Origin of the sequence: Stenotrophomonas sp. Marseille-Q4652, from assembly GCF_916618915.1 — a bacterium.
GTDB lineage: Bacteria > Pseudomonadota > Gammaproteobacteria > Xanthomonadales > Xanthomonadaceae > Stenotrophomonas.
This window is the reverse complement of the sequence record NZ_CAKAKE010000001.1, coordinates 2,620,861-2,633,418: the sequence shown is the minus strand read 5'-3', so window position 1 is coordinate 2,633,418 and position 12,558 is coordinate 2,620,861. Positions and strand designations below refer to the sequence as shown.

The following is a 12,558-nucleotide window of genomic DNA, read 5'->3' as shown; positions in this document are numbered from 1 at the left end:
ACAAGTAACCTGCATTCAGAGTTTCAACGCGACCTGGTCGTGTTGGAAAGTCCCGTATATGGGGCCTTAGCTCAGCTGGGAGAGCACCTGCTTTGCAAGCAGGGGGTCGTCGGTTCGATCCCGACAGGCTCCACCATCTGAACTAAACAGAACATTGGGTCTGTAGCTCAGGTGGTTAGAGCGCACCCCTGATAAGGGTGAGGTCGGTGGTTCGAGTCCTCCCAGACCCACCACTCTGAATGACGCGCATACAAAGAATTTAGATGTCGGCACTGTGGCCGGTATCTGCTCTTTTACAACTTGTGACGTAGCGAGCGTTTGAGATTATCTATCAGACGTGTCGTGAGGCTAAGGCGGAAGACTTGAATGTCTTCTTATTAATTGAGTCGTTATATTCGTATCCAGGCTTTGTACCCCTGGATCAAATGTAGCCCAAGGCAACTTGCGGTTATATGGTCAAGCGAATAAGCGCACACGGTGGATGCCTTGGCGGTCAGAGGCGATGAAGGACGTGGCAGCCTGCGAAAAGTATCGGGGAGCTGGCAACAAGCTTTGATCCGGTAATGTCCGAATGGGGAAACCCACCCGCTTGCGGGTATCCTGCAGTGAATACATAGCTGCTGGAAGCGAACCTGGTGAACTGAAATATCTAAGTAACCAGAGGAAAAGAAATCAACCGAGATTCCCTGAGTAGCGACGAGCGAACGGGGACTAGCCCTTAAGCTGGTATGGTTCTAGAAAAACAGTCTGGAAAGGCTGGCCATAGAAGGTGATAGCCCTGTATTTGAAAGGGCCATACCAGTGAAGACGAGTAGGGCGGGGCACGTGAAACCCTGTCTGAACATGGGGGGACCATCCTCCAAGGCTAAATACTACTGACCGACCGATAGTGAACCAGTACCGTGAGGGAAAGGCGAAAAGAACCCCGGAGAGGGGAGTGAAATAGAACCTGAAACCGTGTGCGTACAAGCAGTAGGAGCTCGCAAGAGTGACTGCGTACCTTTTGTATAATGGGTCAGCGACTTACTGTTCGTGGCAAGCTTAACCGTATAGGGGAGGCGAAGGGAAACCGAGTCTGATAAGGGCGCATAGTCGCGGGCAGTAGACCCGAAACCGGGTGATCTAGTCATGCCCAGGGTGAAGGTGCGGTAACACGCACTGGAGGCCCGAACCCACTCCCGTTGCAAAGGTAGGGGATGAGGTGTGATTAGGAGTGAAAAGCTAATCGAACCCGGAGATAGCTGGTTCTCCTCGAAAGCTATTTAGGTAGCGCCTCATATGTATCCTCTCGGGGGTAGAGCACTGTTATGGCTAGGGGGTCATCGCGACTTACCAAACCATTGCAAACTCCGAATACCGAGACGGACTGTATGGGAGACACACGGCGGGTGCTAACGTCCGTCGTGAAAAGGGAAACAACCCAGACCCACAGCTAAGGTCCCAAATTTTGTGCTAAGTGGAAAACCATGTGGAAAGGCACAGACAGCCAGGAGGTTGGCTTAGAAGCAGCCACCCTTTAAAGAAAGCGTAATAGCTCACTGGTCGAGTCGGTCTGCGGGGAAGATTTAACGGGGCTAAGCACAGAACCGAAGCTTGGGGTGCATAACTTTGTTATGCGCGGTAGAGGAGCGTTCCGTAAGCCTGTGAAGGTGGATTGAGAAGTCTGCTGGAGGTATCGGAAGTGCGAATGCTGACATGAGTAACGATAATGCGGGTGAAAAACCCGCACGCCGAAAGCCCAAGGTTTCCTTGCGCAACGTTAATCGGCGCAGGGTGAGTCGGCCCCTAAGGCGAGGACGAAAGTCGTAGTCGATGGGAAGCAGGTTAATATTCCTGCACCTCGCGTAAGTGCGATGGAGGGACGGAGAAGGTTAGGTGTACCGGGCGTTGGTTGTCCCGGGGAAAGGCGGTAGGTTTGGATCTTTGGCAAATCCGGGATCCTTTAAGACCGAGCACCGAGACGAGTCTTTAAGACGAAGTCACTGATACCACGCTTCCAGGAAAAGCTCCTAAGCTTCAGCTTACGCAGACCGTACCGTAAACCGACACAGGTGGGTAGGATGAGAATTCTCAGGCGCTTGAGAGAACTCGGGTGAAGGAACTAGGCAACATGGCACCGTAACTTCGGGAGAAGGTGCACCATTGCCGGTGGCCCATGCGGGCATAAGCTGGCGATGGTCGAAGTGACCAGGCCGCTGCGACTGTTTATCAAAAACACAGCACTCTGCAAACACGAAAGTGGACGTATAGGGTGTGACGCCTGCCCGGTGCTGGAAGGTTAATTGATGGGGTCAGCCGCAAGGCGAAGCTCTTGATCGAAGCCCCAGTAAACGGCGGCCGTAACTATAACGGTCCTAAGGTAGCGAAATTCCTTGTCGGGTAAGTTCCGACCTGCACGAATGGCGTAACGACAGCGGCGCTGTCTCCACCCGAGACTCAGTGAAATTGAAATCGCTGTGAAGATGCAGCGTTCCCGTGGCAAGACGGAAAGACCCCGTGAACCTTTACTATAGCTTTACACTGAACGTTGAGTTCGTCTGTGTAGGATAGGTGGGAGGCTATGAAACTGTGGCGCCAGCTGCAGTGGAGCCATCCTTGAAATACCACCCTGTCGTGCTTGACGTTCTAACCTAGGTCCATTATCTGGATCGGGGACCGTGTATGGTGGGTAGTTTGACTGGGGCGGTCTCCTCCTAAAGAGTAACGGAGGAGCTCGAAGGTACGCTCAGCGCGGTCGGACATCGCGCACTGTGTGCAAAGGCATAAGCGTGCTTGACTGCGAGATCGACGGATCAAGCAGGTACGAAAGTAGGACTTAGTGATCCGGTGGTTCTGTATGGAAGGGCCATCGCTCAACGGATAAAAGGTACTCCGGGGATAACAGGCTGATACCGCCCAAGAGTTCATATCGACGGCGGTGTTTGGCACCTCGATGTCGGCTCATCACATCCTGGGGCTGTAGTCGGTCCCAAGGGTATGGCTGTTCGCCATTTAAAGTGGCACGCGAGCTGGGTTCAGAACGTCGTGAGACAGTTCGGTCCCTATCTGCCATGGGCGTTGGAGATTTGAGCGGGGCTGCTCCTAGCACGAGAGCACCGGAGTGGACGAACCTCTGGTGTTCCGGTTGTCACGCCAGTGGCATTGCCGGGTAGCTATGTTCGGAAGCGATAACCGCTGAAAGCATCTAAGCGGGAAGCGCGCCTCAAGATGAGATCTCCCGGGGCACAAGCCCCCTGAAGGAACCATGTAGACTACGTGGTTGATAGGTCAGGTGTGTAAGCGCAGTAATGCGTTGAGCTAACTGATACTAATGATCCGTGCGGCTTGACCATATAACCTCAAGTTGCCTTGGCCATACGACAACGTCGGTGGATATCCAAGTGCACGCTACGTCACAAGAACTATGCGAGACAGGCGCCTCATCAGATCCCTTGATGGCGACGCTCCAACCGTCTCCCTGGTGAAATTAGCGCTGTGGAACCACCCGATCCCATCCCGAACTCGGAAGTGAAACGCAGCCGCGCCGATGGTAGTGTGGTCCAAACCATGCGAGAGTAGGTCATCGCCAGGGTTTTATCCCGAAAACCCCGCTGATAACTCAGCGGGGTTTTCCTTTTTTTGCAAGCTGTTGATTTTTTAATCCCACTTGCAACGCCCACTTGAAGAAATACTTGAAGTTATTTCCCTAAGTGTTGACAGGCTCACAAAGCCTGCCATAATAGGCGGCTCGCTTCGGCGGAAAGCCTCCGGGCTTGGTTGAAGCGGCATCGGCAACAACGTCCACTTCGGTGTGGCGGCCTTGAAAAAAGGTGTTGACGAGGCGGAAAAGCCGGCTATAATGGGCGGCTCGCTACGACGGAAACGTTGGGCACTTGGAAGAAGGCGCTGAGGCCGATTCCGAAGTTCTTTGAAAGTATGCGCAGGTATCTTGTGAGGGCGCCTGCAGGAAGGATGACTGTCCATCTTGCAGACGTTTTGATCAAGCAATGAATCAATTGTTTTAAAGCAAGCGATACGTTGCCAGGTCGGACTTCTGCAGCTAAGAGCATTTGCCTTCGGGCATGTAGTTTTAAGTGAAGAGTTTGATCCTGGCTCAGAGTGAACGCTGGCGGTAGGCCTAACACATGCAAGTCGAACGGCAGCACAGTAAGAGCTTGCTCTTACGGGTGGCGAGTGGCGGACGGGTGAGGAATGCATCGGAATCTACTCTGTCGTGGGGGATAACGTAGGGAAACTTACGCTAATACCGCATACGACCTACGGGTGAAAGCAGGGGACCTTCGGGCCTTGCGCGATTGAATGAGCCGATGTCGGATTAGCTAGTTGGCGGGGTAAAGGCCCACCAAGGCGACGATCCGTAGCTGGTCTGAGAGGATGATCAGCCACACTGGAACTGAGACACGGTCCAGACTCCTACGGGAGGCAGCAGTGGGGAATATGGGACAATGGGCGCAAGCCTGATCCAGCCATACCGCGTGGGTGAAGAAGGCCTTCGGGTTGTAAAGCCCTTTTGTTGGGAAAGAAAAGCAGTCGGCTAATACCCGATTGTTCTGACGGTACCCAAAGAATAAGCACCGGCTAACTTCGTGCCAGCAGCCGCGGTAATACGAAGGGTGCAAGCGTTACTCGGAATTACTGGGCGTAAAGCGTGCGTAGGTGGTTTGTTAAGTCTGCTGTGAAAGCCCTGGGCTCAACCTGGGAATTGCAGTGGATACTGGCTGACTAGAATGTGGCAGAGGGTAGCGGAATTCCTGGTGTAGCAGTGAAATGCGTAGAGATCAGGAGGAACATCCGTGGCGAAGGCGGCTACCTGGGCCAACATTGACACTGAGGCACGAAAGCGTGGGGAGCAAACAGGATTAGATACCCTGGTAGTCCACGCCCTAAACGATGCGAACTGGATGTTGGGTGCAATTTGGCACGCAGTATCGAAGCTAACGCGTTAAGTTCGCCGCCTGGGGAGTACGGTCGCAAGACTGAAACTCAAAGGAATTGACGGGGGCCCGCACAAGCGGTGGAGTATGTGGTTTAATTCGATGCAACGCGAAGAACCTTACCTGGCCTTGACATGCACGGAACTTTCCAGAGATGGATTGGTGCCTTCGGGAACCGTGACACAGGTGCTGCATGGCTGTCGTCAGCTCGTGTCGTGAGATGTTGGGTTAAGTCCCGCAACGAGCGCAACCCTTGTCCTTAGTTGCCAGCACGTAATGGTGGGAACTCTAAGGAGACCGCCGGTGACAAACCGGAGGAAGGTGGGGATGACGTCAAGTCATCATGGCCCTTACGGCCAGGGCTACACACGTACTACAATGGTGGGGACAGAGGGCTGCAAGCCGGCGACGGTAAGCCAATCCCAGAAACCCCATCTCAGTCCGGATTGGAGTCTGCAACTCGACTCCATGAAGTCGGAATCGCTAGTAATCGCAGATCAGCATTGCTGCGGTGAATACGTTCCCGGGCCTTGTACACACCGCCCGTCACACCATGGGAGTTTGTTGCACCAGAAGCAGGTAGCTTAACCTTCGGGAGGGCGCTTGCCACGGTGTGGCCGATGACTGGGGTGAAGTCGTAACAAGGTAGCCGTATCGGAAGGTGCGGCTGGATCACCTCCTTTTGAGCATGACAGCATCGTCCTGTCGGGCGTCCTCACAAGTAACCTGCATTCAGAGTTTCAACGCGACCTGGTCGTGTTGGAAAGTCCCGTATATGGGGCCTTAGCTCAGCTGGGAGAGCACCTGCTTTGCAAGCAGGGGGTCGTCGGTTCGATCCCGACAGGCTCCACCATCTGAACTAAACAGAACATTGGGTCTGTAGCTCAGGTGGTTAGAGCGCACCCCTGATAAGGGTGAGGTCGGTGGTTCGAGTCCTCCCAGACCCACCACTCTGAATGACGCGCATACAAAGAATTTAGATGTCGGCACTGTGGCCGGTATCTGCTCTTTTACAACTTGTGACGTAGCGAGCGTTTGAGATTATCTATCAGACGTGTCGTGAGGCTAAGGCGGAAGACTTGAATGTCTTCTTATTAATTGAGTCGTTATATTCGTATCCAGGCTTTGTACCCCTGGATCAAATGTAGCCCAAGGCAACTTGCGGTTATATGGTCAAGCGAATAAGCGCACACGGTGGATGCCTTGGCGGTCAGAGGCGATGAAGGACGTGGCAGCCTGCGAAAAGTATCGGGGAGCTGGCAACAAGCTTTGATCCGGTAATGTCCGAATGGGGAAACCCACCCGCTTGCGGGTATCCTGCAGTGAATACATAGCTGCTGGAAGCGAACCTGGTGAACTGAAATATCTAAGTAACCAGAGGAAAAGAAATCAACCGAGATTCCCTGAGTAGCGACGAGCGAACGGGGACTAGCCCTTAAGCTGGTATGGTTCTAGAAAAACAGTCTGGAAAGGCTGGCCATAGAAGGTGATAGCCCTGTATTTGAAAGGGCCATACCAGTGAAGACGAGTAGGGCGGGGCACGTGAAACCCTGTCTGAACATGGGGGGACCATCCTCCAAGGCTAAATACTACTGACCGACCGATAGTGAACCAGTACCGTGAGGGAAAGGCGAAAAGAACCCCGGAGAGGGGAGTGAAATAGAACCTGAAACCGTGTGCGTACAAGCAGTAGGAGCTCGCAAGAGTGACTGCGTACCTTTTGTATAATGGGTCAGCGACTTACTGTTCGTGGCAAGCTTAACCGTATAGGGGAGGCGAAGGGAAACCGAGTCTGATAAGGGCGCATAGTCGCGGGCAGTAGACCCGAAACCGGGTGATCTAGTCATGCCCAGGGTGAAGGTGCGGTAACACGCACTGGAGGCCCGAACCCACTCCCGTTGCAAAGGTAGGGGATGAGGTGTGATTAGGAGTGAAAAGCTAATCGAACCCGGAGATAGCTGGTTCTCCTCGAAAGCTATTTAGGTAGCGCCTCATATGTATCCTCTCGGGGGTAGAGCACTGTTATGGCTAGGGGGTCATCGCGACTTACCAAACCATTGCAAACTCCGAATACCGAGACGGACTGTATGGGAGACACACGGCGGGTGCTAACGTCCGTCGTGAAAAGGGAAACAACCCAGACCCACAGCTAAGGTCCCAAATTTTGTGCTAAGTGGAAAACCATGTGGAAAGGCACAGACAGCCAGGAGGTTGGCTTAGAAGCAGCCACCCTTTAAAGAAAGCGTAATAGCTCACTGGTCGAGTCGGTCTGCGGGGAAGATTTAACGGGGCTAAGCACAGAACCGAAGCTTGGGGTGCATAACTTTGTTATGCGCGGTAGAGGAGCGTTCCGTAAGCCTGTGAAGGTGGATTGAGAAGTCTGCTGGAGGTATCGGAAGTGCGAATGCTGACATGAGTAACGATAATGCGGGTGAAAAACCCGCACGCCGAAAGCCCAAGGTTTCCTTGCGCAACGTTAATCGGCGCAGGGTGAGTCGGCCCCTAAGGCGAGGACGAAAGTCGTAGTCGATGGGAAGCAGGTTAATATTCCTGCACCTCGCGTAAGTGCGATGGAGGGACGGAGAAGGTTAGGTGTACCGGGCGTTGGTTGTCCCGGGGAAAGGCGGTAGGTTTGGATCTTTGGCAAATCCGGGATCCTTTAAGACCGAGCACCGAGACGAGTCTTTAAGACGAAGTCACTGATACCACGCTTCCAGGAAAAGCTCCTAAGCTTCAGCTTACGCAGACCGTACCGTAAACCGACACAGGTGGGTAGGATGAGAATTCTCAGGCGCTTGAGAGAACTCGGGTGAAGGAACTAGGCAACATGGCACCGTAACTTCGGGAGAAGGTGCACCATTGCCGGTGGCCCATGCGGGCATAAGCTGGCGATGGTCGAAGTGACCAGGCCGCTGCGACTGTTTATCAAAAACACAGCACTCTGCAAACACGAAAGTGGACGTATAGGGTGTGACGCCTGCCCGGTGCTGGAAGGTTAATTGATGGGGTCAGCCGCAAGGCGAAGCTCTTGATCGAAGCCCCAGTAAACGGCGGCCGTAACTATAACGGTCCTAAGGTAGCGAAATTCCTTGTCGGGTAAGTTCCGACCTGCACGAATGGCGTAACGACAGCGGCGCTGTCTCCACCCGAGACTCAGTGAAATTGAAATCGCTGTGAAGATGCAGCGTTCCCGTGGCAAGACGGAAAGACCCCGTGAACCTTTACTATAGCTTTACACTGAACGTTGAGTTCGTCTGTGTAGGATAGGTGGGAGGCTATGAAACTGTGGCGCCAGCTGCAGTGGAGCCATCCTTGAAATACCACCCTGTCGTGCTTGACGTTCTAACCTAGGTCCATTATCTGGATCGGGGACCGTGTATGGTGGGTAGTTTGACTGGGGCGGTCTCCTCCTAAAGAGTAACGGAGGAGCTCGAAGGTACGCTCAGCGCGGTCGGACATCGCGCACTGTGTGCAAAGGCATAAGCGTGCTTGACTGCGAGATCGACGGATCAAGCAGGTACGAAAGTAGGACTTAGTGATCCGGTGGTTCTGTATGGAAGGGCCATCGCTCAACGGATAAAAGGTACTCCGGGGATAACAGGCTGATACCGCCCAAGAGTTCATATCGACGGCGGTGTTTGGCACCTCGATGTCGGCTCATCACATCCTGGGGCTGTAGTCGGTCCCAAGGGTATGGCTGTTCGCCATTTAAAGTGGTACGCGAGCTGGGTTCAGAACGTCGTGAGACAGTTCGGTCCCTATCTGCCATGGGCGTTGGAGATTTGAGAGGGGCTGCTCCTAGTACGAGAGGACCGGAGTGGACGAACCTCTGGTGTTCCGGTTGTCACGCCAGTGGCATTGCCGGGTAGCTATGTTCGGAAGCGATAACCGCTGAAAGCATCTAAGCGGGAAGCGCGCCTCAAGATGAGATCTCCCGGGGCACAAGCCCCCTGAAGGAACCATGTAGACTACGTGGTTGATAGGTCAGGTGTGTAAGCGCAGTAATGCGTTGAGCTAACTGATACTAATGATCCGTGCGGCTTGACCATATAACCTCAAGTTGCCTTGGCCATACGACAACGTCGGTGGATATCCAAGTGCACGCTACGTCACAAGAACTATGCGAGACAGGCGCCTCATCAGATCCCTTGATGGCGACGCTCCAACCGTCTCCCTGGTGAAATTAGCGCTGTGGAACCACCCGATCCCATCCCGAACTCGGAAGTGAAACGCAGCCGCGCCGATGGTAGTGTGGTCCAAACCATGCGAGAGTAGGTCATCGCCAGGGTTTTATCCCGAAAACCCCGCTGATAACTCAGCGGGGTTTTCTTTACCCGCCACACGGGTACTGCTGCAGGCTGGCGCATCGCGCCGCCCACCGTCTTCCTGACGATCACAGCGCTGTGGCACCACCCGATCCCATCCCGAACTCGGAAGTGAAACGCAGCTGCGCCGATGGTAGTGTGGTCCAAACCATGCGAGAGTAGGTCCTCGTCAGGATTTATCCCAAAACCCCCGCCAGAAGCGGGGGTTTTTCTTTGCGCGCAGGGGTGTCCGCGCGCCGCTAATCGAGAGGGCTCGTGGGGACTGTTGGGGGAAGCCCGGATGGCGCTGGCGTGGGAATTTGCCTGCTCTAGGGCGAGTCGGTCGCTACAGAACGCATGGCGCGAATGCTGCGCTCCTGTTTGGCTGCCCCGGATCGAAACAGCAAGGGGGCAAAGCGCTGGGATGGGGGCCGCCGCCACGACGGCGCTTATTCGGCGGAAACCTGCCTGCGCCGGAATGGCGTTGGGCGGCGGAGGAAGCTCAAGCCAAACGGCCCCGTTGGCGCGGGGATCCTGCTGGTGCGACCCCGCGACTGCCGGGTGATCTCGTCTACATCTACTCAGATCAGGGGCGAAGTCACGGGTCGGCAACGCTTGGCGGGAAGAGGTTCCCGCCAAGCGGTTCATGACACCCCGGTTGGGGAATGTAAGCGCCAAAGCCGCCGCGGAATCGGCGGTGCTGCCGCGACCCGGATCGGCAGGGAGGCGGATGGGCCAGCTGCCAAGCCCGGACCACTAGTGGAACGCCAACGGGTGACGGGTCTACGGACTGTTAACGACGTCCCCCCAATCTTTGAGTAGCAGGTCGATTTGGAGTCCAATCCCCAACGAGACGGAGATTGGACGTGAAGAAGCGCTTTTCCGAAGAGCAGATCATCGGCTTCCTGCGTGAAGCCGAAGCTGGCCTACCGGTCAAGGAGCTGTGCCGCAGGCACGGCTTTAGCGAGGCCTCCTACTACCTGTGGCGCAGCAAGTTTGGCGGCATGAGCGTGCCAGAGGCCAAGCGGCTCAAGGAGCTGGAGTCCGAGAACACGCGGTTGAAGAAGCTGCTGGCCGAGCAGCTGTTCGAGAACGACGTCATCAAGGACGCCCTGCGAAAAAAGTGGTGACCGCACCGGTGCGCAGGACGCTGGTGCGGCATCTGGTGGATCGGGGACTGAGTGAGCGACGGGCGCTGGCCATGGTACGGATGAGCGCCAGCGCGCTGCGCTACGTCCCGCGTCCGGATGGCAACGTCGAGCTGCGCGAGCGGATCCTGGCGCTGGCGCAGCGACACAAGCGCTATGGCGTCGGGATGATCTATCTGAAGCTGCGGCAGGAGCAGTGGCCGGTGAACTACAAGCGGGTGGAACGGCTGTATCAGGAGGCCAGGTTGCAAGTGCGCCGGCGCAAGCGGAAGAAGGTGCTGCTGGGCGAGCGCCAACCGTTGCTGCGGCCGGAAGCCGCCAACCAGGTCTGGTCGATGGACTTCGTGTTCGACCGCACCGCCGAGGGGCGTGTGCTCAAGGCGTTGACCATCGTCGACGATGCCACGCACGAGGCGGTGGCGATCGAGGTGGAGCGGGCCATCTCCGGCCACGGCGTGGCCCGGGTGCTGGATCGGCTGGCGCTGACCCGCGGCCTGCCGCAGGTGATCCGCACCGACAACGGCAAGGAGTTCTGCGGCAAGACTATGGTGACGTGGGCCCACGAGCGCGGTGTGCAGTTGCGCCTGATCCAGCCAGGCAAGCCGAACCAGAACGCCTACATCGAGAGCTTCAACGGCCGCCTACGGGACGAATGCCTCAACGAGCACTGGTTCCCGACGCTGCTGCACGCCCGCACCGAGATCGAAACCTGGCGCCGGGAGTACAACGAGGAACGACCGAAGAAGACCTTGGGCGGTCTGACGCCGGCCGCTTATGCCGAACAGTTGGCGCCAAAGCCGCTACGATGAAACCCGGACTCTAAAGAGCCCCGCTACTGAAAGCGGGGGGACGTCGTTAATTCCGTAGGCAGGACATCGGCTTTCCAGCCCGAGCTAGCCGACATTGCGGAGCGGCGTCGGATTGTGCGGTCGAGGTTGGACCAGCTCCTGGCAAGCCGCCATCTGCGTTCTGCCAGATGACGTAAACACTCCGCTTCCGCGCACTGGGAAACACTGGTGAAGTAGTAGCCAGGGACTATTTGCGGCCTGCGCGCAGCACCACCGCCTGCGCCCAGCGCTCGGCTACCGCGGGCGAAGTGATGCACACCGCCGAATCGGTGACCGTGGTCACCGCGCGCTCCAGCAGCTGGATGTCGGCCTCGTGCTGGCGCGCCACGTGCGGGTCCTCGAAGAAGATCGCACGGTGGCAACGCCGCTCGAGGACCTGGTCGGCGATCTGCGCGTCGCCGCCGAGCGGGCCACTCTGGTAGCGCTCGATCCATGGCGTGTCACGCGGCCAACCGCGGCTCCATGCCAGCTCGTTGAGACGCTGGCCGGTGGTGCCGGTGCCGACCCGACGGCTGAATGCCGAAAGCACGTCGAAATGGGCGTCGGCAAAGGCCAGCATCCGCGGCTTGAGCGCGTCGTGGGCGATCAGGGCCAGGGTCTGTCCGGCGGGGTCGTGCAGGTCATCAGCGCCCGGATCCGGCGCCAGGCCGGCGTGGATGCGTTCGACTTCCAGCCAGTCACGTGCCGTGGCGACGGTGGAAATGAAAGGTTTGCCATGGATCACGCACTGGCGTTTGAGCGCGACCGCCTCGGGAAAGATCGAGGACGGATCCACCGGGTCGATCAGGTAGATCGCCCCGTCGAGTGTGCGCTCCGGTCCCATGCCGACGACTTCGGCGACCAGTTTCATCAGTCCACCGTCGCGTCCGTACGGGTAGCGCACAAGGCCGGCGTAACCTGCGAGGAGTCCCGCATCGGCGATCGCGTCGTGCGTGCGTCCAACCGCGTGCAGGCCTACCTGCAGTTCGCGCACTCCGGACCCACAGCAACGCAGCCAGCGAAACAGGGCAGCGTCGGGATCCTGGTGATGGAGGCGGTTTGCGGCCAGTCCTAGACGCATGGGTAACTCCCGGTGGAAGGACCACGAGTGTATCGCCATGGCCAGCGTTTCCTGCATGGGGCTACGGGCGGACCCAAATGCATTGGCGCCTCCGATGCCCTGCCAGCGCTGGTCCCACAGCTCCGCGGTGTATCCCAGCCTGGAACGCCCGGCTGATGGCAGCAGGTCGCGCCCTACCAACCGCTTACCGCGTGACCCGTCGCCTCCCCGCATGCAGCCTGGCCTGCACAACGGTGTGTTTTCCTGCTGCATCGAGCCAGGAGG

The 12,558-nt window shown here is 56.8% G+C and carries 2 protein-coding genes, 4 tRNA genes and 6 rRNA genes; 11 read left to right on the top strand and 1 reads right to left on the bottom strand.

Annotation, left to right across the window (positions count from 1 at the left end; genetic code table 11):
* Window positions 1-60: 60 nt before the first annotated feature.
* The 11 genes from LG380_RS12500 to LG380_RS12450 all read left to right on the top strand — a co-directional run bounded on the left by LG380_RS12500 (window position 61) and on the right by LG380_RS12450 (window position 11,195).
* Window positions 61-136: transfer RNA gene (locus LG380_RS12500), tRNA-Ala, on the top strand.
* A gap of 20 nt (window positions 137-156) precedes the next feature.
* A tRNA-Ile gene (locus LG380_RS12495) sits at window positions 157-233 on the top strand.
* Window positions 234-454: 221 nt separating this feature from the next.
* A 23S ribosomal RNA gene (locus LG380_RS12490) occupies window positions 455-3,332 on the top strand.
* A 124-nt stretch (window positions 3,333-3,456) separates the two neighbouring features.
* Window positions 3,457-3,571 (top strand): 5S ribosomal RNA (gene rrf, locus LG380_RS12485).
* Between the two features lie 499 nt (window positions 3,572-4,070).
* Window positions 4,071-5,617 (top strand): 16S ribosomal RNA (locus LG380_RS12480).
* 94 nt (window positions 5,618-5,711) lie between these two features.
* Window positions 5,712-5,787 (top strand) — tRNA-Ala (locus LG380_RS12475).
* A 20-nt stretch (window positions 5,788-5,807) separates the two neighbouring features.
* A tRNA-Ile gene (locus LG380_RS12470) sits at window positions 5,808-5,884 on the top strand.
* Between the two features lie 221 nt (window positions 5,885-6,105).
* A 23S ribosomal RNA gene (locus LG380_RS12465) occupies window positions 6,106-8,983 on the top strand.
* A 124-nt stretch (window positions 8,984-9,107) separates the two neighbouring features.
* Window positions 9,108-9,222: ribosomal RNA gene (gene rrf, locus LG380_RS12460) — 5S ribosomal RNA — on the top strand.
* A gap of 97 nt (window positions 9,223-9,319) precedes the next feature.
* Window positions 9,320-9,434: ribosomal RNA gene (rrf, locus tag LG380_RS12455) — 5S ribosomal RNA — on the top strand.
* The 16S, 23S and 5S rRNA genes sit together here with 4 tRNA genes alongside, the layout of an rRNA operon.
* A 670-nt stretch (window positions 9,435-10,104) precedes the next feature.
* Window positions 10,105-11,195, top strand: a protein-coding gene (locus tag LG380_RS12450; protein ID WP_225765524.1) for an IS3 family transposase whose coding sequence is annotated in 2 segments (ribosomal slippage) — window positions 10,105-10,363 and window positions 10,363-11,195 — 1,092 coding nt in all. Because the reading frame shifts where the segments join, the coding sequence is not laid out codon by codon here.
* A 226-nt stretch (window positions 11,196-11,421) separates the two neighbouring features.
* Here the strand turns inward: LG380_RS12450 and LG380_RS12445 are convergent.
* Window positions 11,422-12,294: a methylglyoxal synthase gene (locus LG380_RS12445; RefSeq protein WP_225766603.1), complete on the bottom strand. Its 873-nt coding sequence runs from the start codon at window positions 12,292-12,294 to the stop codon at window positions 11,422-11,424.
* Window positions 12,295-12,558: the final 264 nt, after the last annotated feature.

What these genes read in the sequence shown, in the direction of transcription:
- LG380_RS12445 (WP_225766603.1), bottom strand. Translation starts at nt 12,294, where the DNA reads ATGCGTCTAGGACTGGCCGCAAACCGCCTCCATCACCAGGATCCCGAC.